This is a genomic window from Atopomonas sediminilitoris (assembly GCF_022601735.1).
Classification (GTDB): domain Bacteria; phylum Pseudomonadota; class Gammaproteobacteria; order Pseudomonadales; family Pseudomonadaceae; genus Atopomonas; species Atopomonas sediminilitoris.
The window spans coordinates 357,191-373,154 of the sequence record NZ_JAKUMM010000001.1 but is presented as its reverse complement, the minus strand read 5'-3'; the positions used below and the strand labels follow the sequence as shown (position 1 = coordinate 373,154).

At 56.0% G+C, this 15,964-nt stretch carries 20 protein-coding genes and 2 tRNA genes; 18 read left to right on the top strand and 4 right to left on the bottom strand.

Features of this window, described 5'->3' with window-relative positions; all coding sequences use genetic code 11:
• The first annotated feature begins 123 nt into the window (after positions 1 to 123).
• The 16 genes from MKI83_RS01800 to nadA all read left to right on the top strand — a co-directional run bounded on the left by MKI83_RS01800 (position 124) and on the right by nadA (position 12,485).
• Complete coding sequence (locus MKI83_RS01800; protein WP_241582985.1) at positions 124 to 1,308, top strand: AAA family ATPase; 1,185 nt, start codon at positions 124 to 126, stop codon at positions 1,306 to 1,308.
• 9 nt (positions 1,309 to 1,317) lie between these two features.
• Positions 1,318 to 2,115 (top strand): mechanosensitive ion channel family protein, encoded by a 798-nt coding sequence (locus MKI83_RS01795; RefSeq protein WP_241582984.1) that lies wholly within the window; start codon positions 1,318 to 1,320, stop codon positions 2,113 to 2,115.
• Between the two features lie 62 nt (positions 2,116 to 2,177).
• Positions 2,178 to 2,717 carry a crossover junction endodeoxyribonuclease RuvC gene (gene ruvC / locus MKI83_RS01790; RefSeq protein WP_241582983.1) on the top strand — a complete coding sequence of 180 codons (540 nt, stop codon included), beginning with the start codon at positions 2,178 to 2,180 and terminating at the stop codon, positions 2,715 to 2,717.
• A complete protein-coding gene (ruvA, locus tag MKI83_RS01785) occupies positions 2,714 to 3,319 on the top strand; it encodes a Holliday junction branch migration protein RuvA (RefSeq protein WP_241582982.1) in 606 nt (201 codons plus the stop codon). Before ruvC ends, ruvA begins: the two co-directional genes overlap by 4 nt.
• A 64-nt stretch (positions 3,320 to 3,383) precedes the next feature.
• The gene (gene ruvB, locus MKI83_RS01780; RefSeq protein ID WP_241582981.1) at positions 3,384 to 4,439 is read left to right on the top strand and encodes a Holliday junction branch migration DNA helicase RuvB; all 1,056 of its coding nucleotides are present in this window, start codon (positions 3,384 to 3,386) and stop codon (positions 4,437 to 4,439) included.
• A gap of 51 nt (positions 4,440 to 4,490) precedes the next feature.
• Complete coding sequence (ybgC, locus tag MKI83_RS01775; protein WP_241582980.1) at positions 4,491 to 4,925, top strand: tol-pal system-associated acyl-CoA thioesterase; 435 nt, start codon at positions 4,491 to 4,493, stop codon at positions 4,923 to 4,925.
• 15 nt (positions 4,926 to 4,940) lie between these two features.
• Positions 4,941 to 5,636: a protein TolQ gene (tolQ, locus tag MKI83_RS01770; protein WP_241582979.1), complete on the top strand. Its 696-nt coding sequence runs from the start codon at positions 4,941 to 4,943 to the stop codon at positions 5,634 to 5,636.
• A gap of 10 nt (positions 5,637 to 5,646) precedes the next feature.
• Complete coding sequence (gene tolR / locus MKI83_RS01765) at positions 5,647 to 6,111, top strand: protein TolR (RefSeq protein WP_241582978.1); 465 nt, start codon at positions 5,647 to 5,649, stop codon at positions 6,109 to 6,111.
• A 4-nt stretch (positions 6,112 to 6,115) separates the two neighbouring features.
• Positions 6,116 to 7,057 (top strand): cell envelope integrity protein TolA, encoded by a 942-nt coding sequence (tolA, locus tag MKI83_RS01760; RefSeq protein WP_370867331.1) that lies wholly within the window; start codon positions 6,116 to 6,118, stop codon positions 7,055 to 7,057.
• A gap of 44 nt (positions 7,058 to 7,101) precedes the next feature.
• A complete protein-coding gene (tolB, locus tag MKI83_RS01755) occupies positions 7,102 to 8,349 on the top strand; it encodes a Tol-Pal system beta propeller repeat protein TolB (RefSeq protein ID WP_241583150.1) in 1,248 nt (415 codons plus the stop codon).
• A gap of 60 nt (positions 8,350 to 8,409) precedes the next feature.
• A complete protein-coding gene (pal, locus tag MKI83_RS01750; RefSeq protein ID WP_241582974.1) occupies positions 8,410 to 8,910 on the top strand; it encodes a peptidoglycan-associated lipoprotein Pal in 501 nt (166 codons plus the stop codon).
• A gap of 30 nt (positions 8,911 to 8,940) precedes the next feature.
• Positions 8,941 to 9,735: a tol-pal system protein YbgF gene (ybgF, locus tag MKI83_RS01745; RefSeq protein WP_241582972.1), complete on the top strand. Its 795-nt coding sequence runs from the start codon at positions 8,941 to 8,943 to the stop codon at positions 9,733 to 9,735.
• Positions 9,736 to 9,854: 119 nt separating this feature from the next.
• Positions 9,855 to 10,502 carry a 7-carboxy-7-deazaguanine synthase QueE gene (queE, locus tag MKI83_RS01740; protein ID WP_241582970.1) on the top strand — a complete coding sequence of 216 codons (648 nt, stop codon included), beginning with the start codon at positions 9,855 to 9,857 and terminating at the stop codon, positions 10,500 to 10,502.
• A 1-nt stretch (position 10,503) separates the two neighbouring features.
• Positions 10,504 to 11,181, top strand: a complete 678-nt coding sequence (gene queC / locus MKI83_RS01735) for a 7-cyano-7-deazaguanine synthase QueC (protein WP_241582968.1) — start codon at positions 10,504 to 10,506, stop codon at positions 11,179 to 11,181.
• Between the two features lie 59 nt (positions 11,182 to 11,240).
• Positions 11,241 to 11,316 (top strand) — tRNA-Lys (locus tag MKI83_RS01730).
• A gap of 110 nt (positions 11,317 to 11,426) precedes the next feature.
• Complete coding sequence (nadA, locus tag MKI83_RS01725) at positions 11,427 to 12,485, top strand: quinolinate synthase NadA (RefSeq protein WP_241582967.1); 1,059 nt, start codon at positions 11,427 to 11,429, stop codon at positions 12,483 to 12,485.
• 71 nt (positions 12,486 to 12,556) lie between these two features.
• On the opposite strand, the gene MKI83_RS01720 is transcribed toward nadA, so the two are convergent.
• From MKI83_RS01720 to MKI83_RS01710, 3 genes are read right to left on the bottom strand one after another with little or no spacing between them, the layout of a single operon-like run.
• On the bottom strand, positions 12,557 to 13,108 hold the full coding sequence (locus MKI83_RS01720) for a peptidylprolyl isomerase (protein ID WP_241582966.1): 552 nt from the start codon (positions 13,106 to 13,108) through the stop codon (positions 12,557 to 12,559).
• Complete coding sequence (locus MKI83_RS01715; RefSeq protein ID WP_241582965.1) at positions 13,101 to 13,904, bottom strand: alpha/beta fold hydrolase; 804 nt, start codon at positions 13,902 to 13,904, stop codon at positions 13,101 to 13,103. The genes MKI83_RS01720 and MKI83_RS01715 overlap by 8 nt, the downstream gene beginning before the upstream one ends.
• Positions 13,905 to 13,906: 2 nt before the next feature.
• On the bottom strand, positions 13,907 to 14,803 hold the full coding sequence (locus MKI83_RS01710) for a LysR family transcriptional regulator (protein WP_241582964.1): 897 nt from the start codon (positions 14,801 to 14,803) through the stop codon (positions 13,907 to 13,909).
• A gap of 32 nt (positions 14,804 to 14,835) precedes the next feature.
• Between MKI83_RS01710 and MKI83_RS01705 the strand changes: the two genes are divergently transcribed.
• The gene (locus tag MKI83_RS01705; RefSeq protein WP_241582963.1) at positions 14,836 to 15,156 is read left to right on the top strand and encodes a 3-phosphoglycerate kinase; all 321 of its coding nucleotides are present in this window, start codon (positions 14,836 to 14,838) and stop codon (positions 15,154 to 15,156) included.
• A gap of 8 nt (positions 15,157 to 15,164) precedes the next feature.
• Here MKI83_RS01705 and MKI83_RS01700 read toward each other — a convergent pair whose 3' ends face one another.
• Entirely contained in the window at positions 15,165 to 15,479 is a 315-nt protein-coding gene (locus MKI83_RS01700) for an Arc family DNA-binding protein (protein ID WP_241582962.1), read from the bottom strand.
• Between the two features lie 271 nt (positions 15,480 to 15,750).
• On the opposite strand from MKI83_RS01700, the gene MKI83_RS01695 reads away from it, so the two are divergent.
• A tRNA-Arg gene (locus MKI83_RS01695) sits at positions 15,751 to 15,827 on the top strand.
• The last annotated feature ends 137 nt before the right edge of the window (positions 15,828 to 15,964 follow it).

The following is a 15,964-nucleotide window of genomic DNA, read 5'->3' as shown; positions in this document are numbered from 1 at the left end:
TCCCGCCTGTTTATGATAGTGGGGAGTAACTATTGGCTAATCTAATGATAGTCGTCAGCCCTCACAAGCTTGGCGTAAGACAGATTAGCTTGAGTGTTGTAGCAGAATTTGCAGGGGTTATAAGTGGCAGAAGACTGGCGATTTTGGCAGCGATGGGGCAAAGAGCCGGCTAAACCGCCGACGATTAGTTGGAGTTTAGGCCCCGGCGCTTTTTTGTCCTATGACGAGTTGCAGCAGCACCGTGAGCAATTGCCGCAAGATTTGCAGGCCGTTTTGAGTTTGGCGCCGCTGCCGGCCGGCAGTGATCTATTTGTGTTGCATCAAGAGGCCCGCCAACAGCTGCAGCAAGCTCTTGAACGCTGGCAGGCAGGCGCGGCCACCAACATTGTGCTGTTTGGCCCTGATGGTATTGGTAAAACCAGTCTGCTTAATCAGTTAGAGGCCGATGTTGAGCACGCAGTGTTGGTACGCCGCCTGTGCTTATCCAAACGCATTCGCAGTGAAACCGAGTTATTACGCTACATGGCGCAGGTGTTTGACTTGGGTGAGTGCCATGATTTGCCCGATTTATGCGAGCGCTTAGCCAAGGTGACCCCGCAGGTAGTGCTGTTGGATAACGCCGCTTTGCTGCATTTGCGCGCGATGGGCAGTGCCTCAGTTTTGCGTGTGCTGTGGCGCATCATGCTGGCTGCGCGGCAGTTGGCGTGGGTGCACGTTTGGCCTGAGCAAACCTGGCGGCGGGTACGTTTGCAGTGGCAATTAGATGCCTTAGTCAGCCAAGACGTGCTGCTGGACTGGCCCGCGCAGGCTGAGTTTTTGGCCGCTTTAGAACAGCGCTTTGCGCGTCTTAAAAAGCATGGTCGTGATTTATGGTGGCAAGACGCAGAAGGAGAGGCTGCGCGCCCGTTTGATGCGCAGCGCGAAGGCTTAACGGCCTTGTATCAACCCTGCCAAGGTAACTTTTTTAGCGCTGTTTATGCTGCTCTATGTGCGCTGCATAAAGACCTAGATGGGCGCGTGTGGTTACGTGGCTTTCGCATTCCAGAACAGGTGGATTTACGCAGCGCAGATGCGCGTACCCGATTAACGGTGGCGGAAGTGATGGCGCATGGCTCGCTGACCGCCGCAGAGCATGCGCAGATTTTTCAGTTGTCGCGCGATGCCAGTAATTGGTTGCTGAGTACCTTGCGTGCCAAACAATGGCTGATCAGCGACAGCCAAGATGATGGTGTCGACGTATTCCGGATCAATCCGTTATTTGCGCGCAGCTTGCTTGTCGCGTTACGCAGCAGCAATGCCTTGTACTAAGGACTTAGCATGAGCGAAAACAGTTTCTTAAGCTTTGTACAACAGTTGTCGTTCTGGCAAATCGGCCGTGTTGTGTTGGTCTTGCTGGTGTCGGCCGCGTTGTATTGGGGCAGCGCTTGGGTGTTACTTAAAGTGGCTGAAAGCCATCCTAAGCGTCGCTTAATGCTGCTGCGCTGGCGGCCAGGGGTTGGCTTGTTGGTCTGGGGCGCGGCGCTGACGTACATCGCGCTAGTGGTGCTGGCGCTGCCGACGCAGCTGTTGTTAGGGGTGTTAGCCACGCTGGGCTTGGCGGTGGGATTGGGTGCGCAAGATCTGCTGCGTAATTTAATCGCCGGGTTGGTGATTGTGTTTGATCGCCCGTTTGGCATGGGGGATATGGTCGATATTGAAGGTCAGTACGGCGAGGTCACCCATATCGGCTTACTCAGCACACGCTTACAAACCTTCGATGACAACGAAATCTACATCCCCAATCAGCTGCTGCTGCAAAAAACCATCAGTGACAGTAATGCGGGCGCTTTGGTGGAGCAGGTCAAAGTGCCGGTTAAAGTGCGGGCCGATGCCGACTTGGCAGCGCTGCGCCGTATTGGCGAGCAGGTGGCGCGTGTGTCGCCGTATTGCTATCTCGCCAAGCCAGTGAGCGTGCAGCTAGAGGAGGGCGATGACTGGCACGGCAGTGTCACCCTCAATATCAAGGCCTATGTTTTGGATGTGCGTCTTGAGCGTGAGCTGGCCAGCGATATTCTGGCGCGGTTTAAGGCGCAGGTGCCAGAAGCGCTGGTTGGTGATGCGCGGCGCGCACGTTGAAGTGGTATTTACGTGGTGATGCCGATAGACTGCGACAAAATCTGTATGGATAAACAGTTGTTGTGAGCCTAATCCTCGGTATCGACCCCGGTTCGCGTTTAACGGGCTTTGGTGTGGTGCGCAGCCTGCCGCGTGGTCAGTGCGAATACATCGCCTCAGGCTGTATACGAGCCGGTGACGGTGCTTTTGCCGAGCGCTTGGGGCTGATCTACCGCAGCCTGCGCGAGGTGATTGCCGAGTACGCGCCGGGCGAGGTGGCGATCGAGCAAGTGTTTATGGCGCGCAACGCCGATTCAGCGCTCAAGTTAGGGCAGGCGCGCGGCGCCGCAATTGTCGCCGCCGTTGAGTCGGGCCTCAGTGTTGAGGAATACACCGCAACCCAAGTCAAACAAGCCCTGGTGGGGAAAGGCAGCGCCGATAAAGAACAAGTGCGGCAAATGGTCATGCACCTGCTGCGCTTAACTCAGGCACCGCAAATGGATGCCTCAGACGCCTTGGCCATCGCCTTGTGTCATGCCCATCATCAACAATCGTTGGTGCCGCATCAGCTAACGGCCACGCGCCGTCGCAGCGGCCGTTTACGTTTTAAGGAAATGCCATGATCGGTCGCTTAAGCGGTACGTTGTTGGAGAAACAGCCGCCCCATTTACTGATAGACGTGGCCGGCATTGGTTATGAGGTGGATGTGCCGATGAGCACGGTATACCGCCTGCCGCCGCTCAATAGCACCGTGACCTTGCATATTCATATGGTGGTGCGTGAAGACGCACAGCTGTTGTTTGGCTTTTATGAAAAACGCGAGCGCGAATTGTTCCGCGAGCTGATTCGCTTAAACGGCGTTGGCCCCAAGTTGGCGCTGACTTTGATGTCTGGGCTTGAGGTCGACGATCTGGTGCGCTGTGTGCAAGCGCAGGACACCTCCGTGTTGGTCAAGGTGCCGGGCATCGGTAAGAAAACCGCTGAACGTCTGTTAGTCGAGTTAAAAGACCGCTTCAAAGCGTGGGAGTCGATTCCACAGATGGCGCCTTTGGTGTTGCCAGAGCCAATCGAGATCCCGCCCGCCAGCGCGCAAAGCGACGCCGTGGCCGCGTTGGTGGCGCTAGGCTTTAAACCGCAAGAGGCCAGCAAAGCCGTCGCGCGGATTAAGGACGATGAACTGAGCAGCGAAGAACTAATCCGTCAGGCACTCAAGGGCATGGTGTGAGTCGCGCCCTCGTTCCTAGCGTGCGGCAGGGGTACACTGCGCACTGTTTTTGTGAGTGCCACTGATGATTGAACAAGACCGTCTAATTGCCGCTGCGGCTAACCCACGTGAGCGCGAAGAGCAGCAGGATCGCGCCATTCGCCCTTTGCGCTTGGCTGACTACACTGGCCAGCCCACGGTGCGCGAGCAGATGGCACTGTTTATTCAGGCGGCGCGGCAGCGCAACGAGGCGCTGGATCACACCTTGATTTTTGGCCCACCCGGTCTGGGTAAAACCACCCTCGCCAACATCATCGCGCAAGAAATGGGCGTCTCGATCAAGAGCACGTCGGGCCCAGTGTTGGAGCGGCCGGGCGATTTGGCCGCGCTGCTGACCAATTTAGAAGCCGGTGATGTGCTGTTTGTCGATGAAATTCACCGCTTGTCCCCGGTGGTCGAAGAAGTGCTGTATCCGGCGATGGAGGACTACCAGCTCGACATCATGATCGGTGAAGGCCCCGCTGCCCGTTCGATCAAGCTCGATCTGCCGCCGTTTACCTTGGTCGGCGCGACCACCCGCGCGGGTTCTTTGACCTCACCCTTGCGAGATCGTTTTGGCATTGTGCAGCGCTTGGAGTTTTACCAAGTGGCTGACTTGGCCAGCATCGTGCGCCGTTCGGCGCAAATTTTAGGTTTGCGCATGGATAGCGCCGGTGCGCTAGAGATCGCCCGACGTGCTCGGGGCACGCCGCGCATTGCAAACCGTTTGTTGCGCCGTGTGCGCGACTTTGCCGAAGTGCGCGGCCAAGGCGACATCACCGCGGAGATCGCTGACCAGGCGCTGAATCTTTTAGATGTTGATGCCTGTGGCTTCGACCACCAAGACCGACGTCTACTGCTGGCGATGATGGAAAAGTTCGACGGCGGCCCCGTTGGGGTAGAAAGCCTAGCTGCGGCCATCGGCGAAGAGCGCCACACCATTGAAGATGTGCTTGAGCCGTACCTGATCCAGCAAGGTTTCATGATGCGCACACCGCGCGGCCGAGTGGTCACCCGACATGCGTATTTGCACTTTGGTTTGAATTTGCCCAAGCGCCTGAATACGGCCGCTGACGACGATGTGTTGGTCGCCGACGAATAACTGTAAAAAGACGTGTCTAGCCGATTGGCAAGACGCGAGCGAGGCACTACTATGCGCGCGCCCAATGGCGTCCTGCCATTTACCCACGCGGTGAGGGTCTATTACGAAGACACCGATGCGGGCGGCATTGTTTATTACGTTAATTATTTGAAGTTTATGGAGCGGGCTCGCACCGAAGCGCTGCGCAGTTTGGGCTATGCCCAATCGCAGATGGCTGAGGCGAACCTGCTGTTTGTTGTGCACAGCGCAGAGGCGCAGTACCGTCAGCCCGCACGGCTCGACGATGCCTTAGTGGTGCGCACCGGCGTGGTGGAACTCAACCGCGCCAGCTTGGTCTTTGAACAGGCCATTTATCACCAAGAACAGGATGCGCTGCTGTGTCAGGGGCGCTTTACCGTGGCCTGTGTTCGGGCCGATACCATGAAACCGCAGGCTATGCCTGCCACGCTGCGTGAGGCCTTTGCCCAGCAGCTCAGCGCGAGATGACAGGAGAGTCCCTAGGTGGAAGCTAACGCCGTCGATCATATGTCCATGTGGAGTTTGGTCAGTAACGCCAGTGTGGTGGTGCAACTGGTCATGCTGACCTTGGTGGGGGCCTCGGTGGTTTCGTGGGTCATGATTTTCCAACGCGGCACAGCATTGCGTCGTGCTAAGCGCGCCCTGGAAGAGTTTGAGGATCGTTTCTGGTCCGGTATCGACCTATCCAAGCTCTATCGTCAGGTAGGTAGCAGCCCAGATCCAGACTGCGGTGTTGAGCAGCTGTTCCGCGCCGGCTTTAAAGAGTTTTCGCGCATGCGCCAACAGCAGGGCGTTGACCCGGACGCGGTGATGGACGGCGTACAGCGCGCTATGCGTGTGGCGATTTCACGCGAAGAAGAAAAGCTCGAGCAAGCGCTACCCTTCTTGGCCACTGTCGGCTCGACCAGCCCTTATATCGGCTTGTTTGGCACCGTGTGGGGCATCATGAACTCGTTCCGTGGTTTGGCCCAGGTGCAGCAAGCCACCTTGGCTACCGTGGCCCCCGGCATCGCCGAAGCCTTGATCGCCACCGCCATTGGCCTGTTTGCCGCGATTCCTGCGGTTATCGCGTACAACCGCTTCTCGGCGCGCTCTGACAACTTGATCGGTCGTTACTACACCTTTGCCGATGAGTTCAGCAGCATCCTGCACCGCAAAGTGCATACCAAGGAAGACTGAGGACAGGCTGATGGGTCCGATGCGCCAACGTGAGCGACGTAAACCGGTCGCCGAAATGAATGTGGTGCCCTACATCGATGTGATGTTGGTGCTGCTGGTGATCTTCATGGTGACCGCGCCGATGCTTAATCAAGGCGTTAAGGTCGATTTGCCGAAGGTCTCCAGCGAAGTACTGCCGCAAGATAACAACGCCAAAGTGCTGACCATTTCAGTCAAGGCCGATAAGACCTATTACTGGAATACCGGCGATGCGGTGCAAACCGAGCAAGACAAGAGCAGTGAAACGGCGGTGAGCTTGCCGGATTTGGTGCAAGCCGCTGGCGCGATTTTGCGTCAAAACGCTACAGGCGGTCAGGCGATTCAGGTGTTTGTGCGCGCAGATAAAGCCGTGGATTACGGCACCGTGATGGCGGTGATGGGCGGTTTGCAAGAAGCCGGTATCAGTAACGTCGGCCTGATCACCGAAGCACCGTAAGGAAATAGGCAGCGTGCGACCGTCTTCTCAAGGTTACTTCTGGCCTGTGCTTTGGGCATTAACCCTGCACGTGTTGATGTTCGCCTTGTTGTTTGTCAGCTTTCAATTCACGCCGGACTTACCCCCAGCGCGACCGATTGTGAAGGCAACGCTGGTGTCGTTGAAGTCAAAAAGCCCAGCGCAAGTACAAACCAATCAGAAAATTGCCGGCGAAGCGCAAAAAACTGCGGCTCAGCAATATGAGGCCGAGCAGTTAGAGCAAAAGAAAGCCGACGATAAAAAACTGGCTGACGCGAAAAAAGCGGAGGCCATGAAGAAACAAGCCGAGGCGCAAAAGCAAGCTGAGGCCAAGAAGGCCGAAGCGCAGAAAGCCGAAGCTAAAAAACAAGCGGAAATCGCCAAGAAAAAAGCAGCGGACGAAGCGGCAAAAAAGAAAGCCGCCGAAGACGCCAAGAAGAAAGCCGCGGAAGAGGCGAAGAAAAAGGCCGCCGCTGAGCAGGCCCGCAAGAAGGCGGCCGCTGATGCGAAAAAAGCCGCCGAAGATGCAAAGCGCAAAGCGCAAGCTGACGCCAAGGCGAAAGCACTGGCTGAGCTGATGAGCGACGAGCCGCAATACCAAATGGATGTGGGCGATGACAAGGATGACGAAGTAACAGCGGGTATAGATGCCCGTATTGTTCAATTGGTGAGTGAGCAATGGTCACGTCCACCTTCTGCACGGAATGGTATGAGCGTGACGGTGTTGATTGAGATGCTGCCGTCAGGGCAAATCACTAATGTCAGCCTCGTCCAAAGTAGTGGTGACGCAGCATTTGATCAGTCCGCAATTTCTGCGGTGAAAAATGTCGGACGAATTCATGAAATGATTGAGATTGATCGTGCCACTTTTGAGCGAAAGTACCGTAAGCGAGAAATGATTTTTAAACCGGAGGATTTGTCTCTGTGAATATCGTAAAGAGCCTGGTTTTATTGGCGTTGGTCTGGGTTGGGATGGTCCAAGCGGCCGACCCACTGGTGGTGTCACATGGTGCTGACCGCGCGATTCCCATCGCTGTGGTGCCGTTTGGTTGGCAGGGCGGGGCGATGCTGCCTGAAGATATGGCCGAGGTCGTGGGCAATGACCTGCGCAACTCTGGCTACTTTGAGCCGATCCCACGGCAAAACATGCTGAGCATGCCGACCACTGCCGAAGGCGTGTTCTACCGCGACTGGAAAGCCCTCGGTGCGCAGTACGTGTTGGTGGGTAACGTCAATCCCGACGGTGGCCGTCTGTCGATCAACTACGCCTTGTTTAACGTCGCGACCGAACAGCAAATGCTGACCGGCAATGTGGCGGGCACACAGCAGCAGTTGCGCGACATGGCGCACTACATCAGTGACCAGGCGTTTTTGAAAATGACGGGGATTAAAGGGGCATTTTCGACGCGCCTGCTGTACGTCACCGCAGAAAACCTCGCCACCAATAACACTCGCTACACCTTGCAGCGTGCCGACTATGACGGCGCTCGCGCCGTGACCCTGCTGCAATCGCGCGAGCCGATTTTGTCGCCCAGCTTTGCGGCCGACGGTAAGCGCATTGCTTATGTGTCGTTTGAGCAAAAGCGCCCGCGGATTTTCATTCAGCACATCGACACCGGTCGTCGCGAGCAAGTGACTAACTTTGAAGGCCTGAATGGCGCGCCGGCCTTTTCGCCCGACGGCAGCCGCTTGGCGTTTGTCTTGTCGCGCGACGGCAATCCAGAAATCTACGTGATGAATTTGGCCACGCGGCAGTTGGCGCGTGTCACCAATCACTTTGCCATCGATACCGAACCCTTCTGGGGCGCGGACGGGCAAACAATCTATTTCACCTCTGATCGTGCGGGTAAGCCGCAGATCTACCGTACCAACGTCAATGGCGGCGGCGCGGAACGGGTGACTTTTATTGGCAACTACAATGCCAACCCAAAGCTGTCGGCTGACGGAAAAACCATGGTGATGGTGCATCGCCAGGATGGTTACAAGGTCTTCCAGATTGCGGCGTTTGATCTACAAACCAGCCGCCTGAAAGTGCTGTCACAAACCACCCTCGACGAGTCACCAACTGTTGCCCCCAATGGCACCATGCTAACCTACGCAACCCGCCAGCAAGGCCGTGGTGTACTCATGCTGGTTTCGACCAACGGGCGTGTGCGCATTCCACTGCCAACCGCACAGGGTGATGTGCGTGAACCTTCTTGGTCACCCTACTTGCAGTAAGTAGGCGATCGCTAGTAACTCCTTAACTCTTATGCATTTTGCACTCTCGGGGATAACACAATGGAAATGACTAAATTCGGTAAGTTGGCGGCTCTGGGCTTGGCTCTGGCTATCGCAGCGGGCTGTTCTTCTAAGGGCGGCGACTCTGCTGGCGAAGGCGCTGTTGATCCAAACGCAGGCTACGGCGCTAACACCAGCGGTGTTGACGGCAACCTGGCTGCTGAAGAAGCGGCTCTGCGCGCCATCACTACCTTCTACTTTGAGTACGACAGTGCTGACCTGAAGCCAGAAGCCATGCGCGCTCTGGATGTGCACGCCAAAGACCTGAAAGGCAATGGCGCTCGCGTAGTGCTGGAAGGCCACGCTGACGAGCGCGGTACCCGCGAGTACAACATGGCACTGGGCGAGCGTCGTGCTAGCGCCGTTCAGCGCTACTTAGTGCTGCAGGGTGTGTCTCCAGCGCAGCTGGAACTGGTTTCTTACGGCGAAGAGCGTCCGTTGGTACTGGGCAGCAGCGAAGAAAGCTGGGCGCAGAACCGTCGCGTAGAACTGCGTAAGTAAGACTGCACGTCAGATAAGAGGACCGTACGAATGTCGCTGCCAAGGATCGCTCTGTTCACCGCTGTTGCACTGCCGTTGTGGGTAAATGCTGAAGTCCAAGTGGTGGATAGCTCCGCCACTATGGGCGGCAATTACAACAACGCTTACGACAATAGTGGTGCGTATGCAGGTGGTTCGGTAGCGGCACCGTCGGCCCAGGGTGGGCTCTTTCTTCAGCTGCAACAAATGGAGCAAGAGCTCACGCGTCTGCGTGGCATGGTCGAAGAGCAGCAATACAAGATTCAGCAGCTTGAGCGTGATAGCCAAGAACGCTATGACGACTTGAACTCGCGCCTTGGCCAAGGCGGCGCAGCTGCGGCAGCCACTGCCGGTCAAGCAGCCAGTCAAACGCCTGCGCCGGTGAACGCCGCGCAAACGCCCACCGCACCAGTGCAGCCAGCGGCTGAGGCAGATCCAGAGAAAGAAAAGCTGTATTACGAAGCGGCTTTTGATCTGATCAAAAACAAAGATTTTGATAACGCGATCAAGGCTTTTAGTGCCTTTCTGCGTAAATACCCACAAAGCCAATATGCCGGCAACGCGCAATATTGGTTAGGTGAAGTGCACTTGGCGCAAGGCGGCTTGCAAGAAGCCGGTAAGGCTTTTGCCTTGGTCAATCAGAATTACGCCAGCCACCCCAAAGTCAGTGATGCCCTGTACAAGCTGGGCGTCGTCGAGCAGCGTCTAGGCAATGCCGATAAAGCCAAAGCTATTTTCCAGCAAGTGGCCGGTCAATATCCGAATTCCTCCGCAGCGGGCTTGGCCCGTCGCGAGCTGGGGCAGTAAGCCTCAACCTCACGCTGGCTTGCGTTGTACAAGCCAGCGCCGGGTTTTTTCAGTACAATCGCGCGCTTGTTTAACTGCGGAGGCGGCTAGCCTGTTCAGCTATCACGCCCGTGGCCTGTATGAAAGACACCCTGCGTATTACCGAAATTTTCTATTCGCTGCAGGGCGAAACGCGCACCTTGGGCTTGCCCACGGTGTTTGTTCGCCTTACCGGCTGTCCCCTGCGTTGCCAATATTGCGACACCGCCTATGCCTTCTCCGGTGGTGAGCTGCACAGCCTTGACGCCATTGTGGCGCAGGTCAGTACGTATCAGCCGCGTTATGTGTGCGTCACCGGTGGCGAGCCTTTGGCTCAGCCCAATGCGCTGAAATTACTGACCTTGCTCTGCGATGCGGGTTACGAAGTCTCACTAGAAACCAGTGGCGCGTTGGATGTCAGTGGCGTCGACCCGCGTGTGGTGAAAGTGCTTGATCTGAAAACGCCAGGCTCGGCTGAAATGTCGCGCAACCTGTACAGCAATATCGCCCACTTATTGCCACACGATCAGGTTAAGTTTGTGATCTGCTCGCGAGAAGACTATGACTGGGCGGTGAGCAAGCTGATCGAGTTTGATTTGGCCTCACGTGTGCAGGATGTGCTCTTCTCGCCAAGCTTTACTGAGCTGGATAGTCGCGCATTGGCCGATTGGATTGTCGCCGACAATCTGCCAGTACGCTTTCAACTGCAGCTGCATAAAATTCTCTGGCAAGACCAAGCGGGGCACTGACATGACGACGGAAAAACGCGCGGTTATTTTGCTCTCTGGTGGCCTAGATTCGGCAACGATTTTGGCCATGGCCAAAGCAGAAGGTTTTGCCTGCTACACCATGGCTTTCGATTACGGCCAGCGCCATCGCGTGGAGTTACAAGCCTCTGCGCAGGTGTCCACGGCGCTGGGAGCACGTGAACATAAAGTGGTGGGGCTTAATCTCAATGGCATTGGCGGCTCGGCGCTCACGGATAACACGATCGCAGTGCCGGAAAGTCCGACTGAAGGCATTCCCGTGACCTATGTGCCGGCACGCAATACCACGTTTTTGGCGTTGGCTTTGGGTTGGGCAGAAGTGCTGCAAGCCACGGATATTTTTATCGGCGTTAACGCGGTGGATTACTCCGGCTACCCTGATTGCCGCCCTGAGTTCATCGAGGCCTTTGAGCGTACCGCCAATTTAGCTACCCGTGCCGGGGTGGAAGGCCCAGGCTTTAAAATTCGCGCGCCGCTGCAGGATATGAGCAAAGCGCAAATCGTTGAGCTAGGCACACAACTGGGTGTCGACTACGCGCTGACAGTGTCGTGTTATCAGGCTGATGAGCAGGGTAGGGCTTGTCGTAAGTGCGATAGCTGCCGTTTGCGCGCGGCAGGCTTTGCCGCTGCAGGCATGCCTGATCCGACTCGGTATGTGTAAAAACTTCCCATGAAGTGTTGATTACTCTAAAAAAATCAGTAAGATACGCGCCATCCAACGGGTCGTTAGCTCAGTTGGTAGAGCAGTTGGCTTTTAACCAATTGGTCGTAGGTTCGAATCCTACACGACCCACCATATTTGCGAGGCCAGCCATGTGCTGGCCTTTTGCATTTCTGGGCTATAGCCAATGGGCTGGGTTAAGCCCCGGTGTATACTCGCAAGCCTGATTAGCCAGGGTTACCGTGATGTCGCAGATTCCCGAGCGGGTGTTGGTCCAAGCGCACTTGGATGCCAGACAACCCAAGCCATTGAGTGCAGAAGAGATCGCCCAATATCAGGTCGATATTGCCGCCGAGCTTAAAAAGCAAAACGCGGTGCTGGTGGCTCATTACTACACCGATCCTTTGCTGCAAGCCTTGGCTGAAGCAACCGGTGGCTGTGTGTCGGACTCCCTTGAAATGGCGCGCTTTGGTAATCAGCATTCGGCTCAAACGGTGCTGGTGGCCGGCGTTAAGTTTATGGGTGAGACCGCGAAAATCTTAAATCCAGAGAAGCGGGTGTTGATGCCGACCTTGGAGGCTACCTGCTCGTTGGATTTAGGTTGCCCGATTGATGAGTTTTCGGCTTTCTGCGATCAGCATCCCGACCGCACGGTGGTGGTGTACGCCAATACCTCGGCGGCGGTCAAAGCGCGGGCTGATTGGGTCGTGACCTCAAGCTGTGCTTTGGAAATTGTTGAAAGCCTGATGGATAAAGGCGAAAAAATCCTATGGGCGCCGGATCAGCATCTGGGGCGCTACATCGAGCGTGAAACCGGTGCCGATATGTTGTTGTGGCAGGGTAGCTGCATCGTGCATGAGGAGTTTAAAGCGAAGCAGCTGGCGGATATGAAGCAGCTGTACCCTGATGCGGCGGTGCTGGTGCATCCGGAGTCCCCCGAGTCAGTGATTGCCTTGGCTGATGCTGTGGGCTCGACCAGTCAGCTGATTAAGGCTGCGCAAACGCTGCCTAATCCGCAGTTTATCGTCGCGACCGATCGTGGCATTTTTTACAAAATGCAGCAGTTGTGTCCGGGTAAATCCTTTATTGAGGCGCCAACCGCCGGCAGTGGTGCGACTTGTCGCAGCTGTGCACATTGCCCGTGGATGGCGATGAATACGCTGGAGCGTACTCTCAGTTGCTTGCGTGAAGGCAGTAATGAAATCCATGTGGACAGCGCTTTGATTCCTGAGGCGGTGCGACCGCTTAAGCGCATGCTGGACTTCACCCAAGCCAATCAATTACGCCGCCAAGGTAATGCGTAAGGCGCGCTTGCTAGCTCGTTGAGAGGTACAAAAAAAGGCTGCGCAAGGCAGCCTTTTTTATTGGGTGTGGGTTACAGCTTTTTCGCTTCCAAAATAAACACTGGGTTTTGCGGCACGTTCTGGTGCATGCCGTAGTTGCTGGTCTTCACGCCGGCGATTTTATCGATCACGTCCATGCCACGAACCACTTTGCCAAATACCGCGTAGCCAAAATCACGTGAACCGTGGTTGAGGAAGTCATTGTCATTCAGGTTGATAAAGAACTGGCTAGTGGCGCTGTCAACAACGGCGGTGCGGGCCATGGCGATGGTGCCGCGTGCATTCTTCAGGCCGTTATCGGCTTCGTTTTTGACCGGTGCCTGGGTGGGTTTTTGCTCGAGGGTTTCAGTGAAACCGCCGCCTTGAATCATGAAGCCCGGAATCACACGGTGAAACACGGTGTCTTGATAGTGGCCGGCTTCGACGTATTGCAAGAAGTTGCGCACGCTCAAGGGGGCTGCGTCACCGTCCAGCTCCAGTTCAATGTCACCGTAGTTGGTGGCGATTAATACGTGGGGGCGATCTGCGGCTTGAGCTAGGCCGGCCAAGAGCAGGCTGGCGGTCAGTAACAGCGATTTAAGCATGTTGGGTTTCCTTGTTCAGGCTGTGTAGAAAATTGAGGACGCATTGATTAAAACGTTCGGGCTGATCAAGCGGAGTGGCATGGCGCGAGTCTTCAATCACCACCAAGCGCGCATTGGCCATTTCGCGGGTGTAAGCCTGCTTCAGGCTGACGGGGGTGTAGTCATGGTCGGCGCTGATGATCAGGGTTGGTACGTTGATCTCTGGCAGATGCTCGCGCACCCCCCAGCCAATGATGGCGTGCAGGGCGCTTAAATAGGCGCGCTTATCGTTTTCCGGCCAGCGTTGGGCAATTTTGTCGCGTAGCTCTTGTTGCTCAGGCTTAGGAAAAAGCATTTTACCGAGCGCTTTGCCAAGGGTGTTTAAGCCCAGCACGCGAGCGAGCAGCAGGCGCTTGATCACTTGGATGCGGTCATTCAGTGTGTTGACCTTCACCTCGGGCGAGCTGTTGACGATCACTAGGCTTTTTAGCAACTGCGGATGCTGGCTGGCCAATTGAAAGCCAATCATGCCGCCCATGGAAATGCCGAGATAATGCACGGCGGTTAGGTTTAAGTGCTCGATCAGGGCGCGGACGTCATCGGCAAAGGCGGCGATACGGTAGCGTTCGCGAGGCTTGTCGGATTGGCCATGACCACGCACGTCCATGCAGATCACTTGGTAGTGCGCGGCAAGGTGCGGCACTTGGTATTCCCAGTCGCGCGTGCTGGAGCCAAGGCCGTGAATCAGCAATAAGGGTTCGCCATGGCCGTGGACTTCGTAATACAGGCGGCAACCTTGGTGAGTGAAGTAGGCCATGCTTATTCCTTGTGCGCGTTATCTGGCTGGGTCGGGCGTAGCAATTGGGCAAGTACGCGGGCAGCGGGGCCGAGGCTACGGTTGGGGTAAAGATAGAACCGTACGTTGCGCACACTACCGTTTTCAAGCGCCAGCGGTACCAGTTGTTGGTTTTTTAGTTCTTGTTGAATCAAATGTTGTGGAAGCCAGGCGAAACCAAGCCCTTGTTTGACCAGGGTGGCGGCGGTGCTGAGGCTGGTAACGGTCCAGCGTTGGGCGGCGCCCAGCCAGCCGACGTCACGCGGTTGGCTGCGGCCTGAGTCGCGAATGACCACTTGCAAGTGGTTGGTCAGGTCTTGTGCGGTGATGTGCCGCCCCAGTGTTTGCAGTGGATGTTCAGGGTGCGTCACCGCGTGGAATATTTCACCGTCAAGATCATCCCCAAGATGGCCGGCGATGAGTAAGCCGCTGATAGCCAGGTCCGCTTGGTCGTTTTTAAGGGCTTCCTCAACGCCGGATAAAACTTCCTCGTGCAACTGCACACGGGTGCCGCGGCTCAGTGGCTGAAACGCCAAAAGCGCGCTGGCTAGGCGTTCGGTTGGGTAGGCGGCGTCGACTACTAAGCGAATCTCGGGCTCCCAGCCGTCGTCCATGTGTGCGGCGAGCTCTTCGAGCTGGCTGGCTTGCAGCAATAGGTTGCGTGAGCGTAGGAGTAGCGTTTTACCGGCTTCGGTGAGCACGGCCTTGCGCCCTTCAATATTCAGCAGTGGTACGCCTAACTGTTCTTGCATTCGCGCTAAGGTGTAACTTACCGACGATTGCGAACGGTGTAGTGCATGTGCCGCTTGCGCATAGCCGCCGTGGTCGATAACGGCTTGCAGGGTGCGCCATTGATCCAGTGTCACGCGTGGGGCTTTCACAACAGCAGGCCTTCTATTAAGGAGAGAGCTGCATGCTAAAACAAATTGTGCTCTGGGGTGGACTGCTCGCGGCGCCGTTAGTGCAAGCGTTTCCTGTTGAGGTGATGCCGCAGTTTGCCGGCGCCGCGCTTAGTTATGAGGCGCAAGCATTGCCGCGCAATATGGCAGCCCTGCATGTGACGAACGCTACAAGGGAAGTGCAGGGGTGCTCAGTGCGGTTCAATAACGGCCCCGAGGGTGATCAGTGGCGCCGTGTGCGGCTTCAGCCGAGCGAGAAGGTTTCGCTGGCAGCAAGCTTTCAGCGCGAGATCGTGCGTCTGCGAATATGGCTCAACTGCGCGCCGCAGCAATAAAGCGGGTATTACTCTTCGCTACTGGCTTCTTGGCCGATCAGGGCGACGAGGGCGTTCTGCTGGCGCTGTGTCAGTTGACGAAAGCGCACCAGCAACTGGCGCTCATGATGGCTCAGCTTGTTGCTGTCGAGGCTGATAGACAGGTCATCGCTTTCTGGCGCGTCGATGCTCAGGCTTTGCTCAAGACGATTGATGATTTCTGAGTTCATGCTGCGGTGGCGCTGACGCGCCACCTCGGCAATGCGGTCGCGCATTCCTTGCGGCAAGCGCAAGACAAACTTGTCGGCGGTGCGGCTGGAATAAAGATTTTGCGCGTGCTTCATTTTGTTGCCTAACAGGTGAGGGTGAGTTTGGCGGCTGGCACAATCATGACAAACTGATTGCAAAGTGCCGTCAAAAAAATGGTGCTGTTAATTTGACGTTAATTTTACACCGCTTAGCACAAAGTTTCGACTAGAAAAAGTACGGCAACCACTACCGGATGTCAGGAAATGTGCGTCAGTAGTCTTTTGTTGGCTGGCCAAATACAGGGGTCGCTCGCTTGTTGGCTGGCATGACAAGTGCTGAGCGAGTCGTTACTATGCACGCCCTTGTGCGCTTGTAGCTCAGCTGGATAGAGCGACCGCCTCCTAAGCGGTAGGTCCCGGGTTCGAATCCCGGCTCGCGCACCATGTTTAATCTTGGTTGCTATCGCGGCATATTCTCAGGCATGGGCTTGCTAAAGCCAAATGAGAATTGTTGATGGATGTTGCGAGTATTGGCTGGGCATAAAAAAACCCGAAGGAAATCCTTCGGGTTTTTTTATTGG

What these genes read in the sequence shown, in the direction of transcription:
- queE (WP_241582970.1), top strand. Translation starts at nt 9,855, where the DNA reads ATGAAAGACACCCTGCGTATTACCGAAATTTTCTATTCGCTGCAGGGC.
- ybgF (WP_241582972.1), top strand. Translation starts at nt 8,941, where the DNA reads ATGTCGCTGCCAAGGATCGCTCTGTTCACCGCTGTTGCACTGCCGTTG.
- tolB (WP_241583150.1), top strand. Translation starts at nt 7,102, where the DNA reads ATGGTCCAAGCGGCCGACCCACTGGTGGTGTCACATGGTGCTGACCGC.
- tolR (WP_241582978.1), top strand. Translation starts at nt 5,647, where the DNA reads ATGGGTCCGATGCGCCAACGTGAGCGACGTAAACCGGTCGCCGAAATG.
- ruvA (WP_241582982.1), top strand. Translation starts at nt 2,714, where the DNA reads ATGATCGGTCGCTTAAGCGGTACGTTGTTGGAGAAACAGCCGCCCCAT.
- nadA (WP_241582967.1), top strand. Translation starts at nt 11,427, where the DNA reads ATGTCGCAGATTCCCGAGCGGGTGTTGGTCCAAGCGCACTTGGATGCC.
- MKI83_RS01795 (WP_241582984.1), top strand. Translation starts at nt 1,318, where the DNA reads ATGAGCGAAAACAGTTTCTTAAGCTTTGTACAACAGTTGTCGTTCTGG.
- MKI83_RS01700 (WP_241582962.1), bottom strand. Translation starts at nt 15,479, where the DNA reads ATGAAGCACGCGCAAAATCTTTATTCCAGCCGCACCGCCGACAAGTTT.
- MKI83_RS01720 (WP_241582966.1), bottom strand. Translation starts at nt 13,108, where the DNA reads ATGCTTAAATCGCTGTTACTGACCGCCAGCCTGCTCTTGGCCGGCCTA.
- ybgC (WP_241582980.1), top strand. Translation starts at nt 4,491, where the DNA reads ATGCGCGCGCCCAATGGCGTCCTGCCATTTACCCACGCGGTGAGGGTC.
- MKI83_RS01705 (WP_241582963.1), top strand. Translation starts at nt 14,836, where the DNA reads ATGCTAAAACAAATTGTGCTCTGGGGTGGACTGCTCGCGGCGCCGTTA.
- ruvB (WP_241582981.1), top strand. Translation starts at nt 3,384, where the DNA reads ATGATTGAACAAGACCGTCTAATTGCCGCTGCGGCTAACCCACGTGAG.
- pal (WP_241582974.1), top strand. Translation starts at nt 8,410, where the DNA reads ATGGAAATGACTAAATTCGGTAAGTTGGCGGCTCTGGGCTTGGCTCTG.
- MKI83_RS01715 (WP_241582965.1), bottom strand. Translation starts at nt 13,904, where the DNA reads ATGGCCTACTTCACTCACCAAGGTTGCCGCCTGTATTACGAAGTCCAC.
- queC (WP_241582968.1), top strand. Translation starts at nt 10,504, where the DNA reads ATGACGACGGAAAAACGCGCGGTTATTTTGCTCTCTGGTGGCCTAGAT.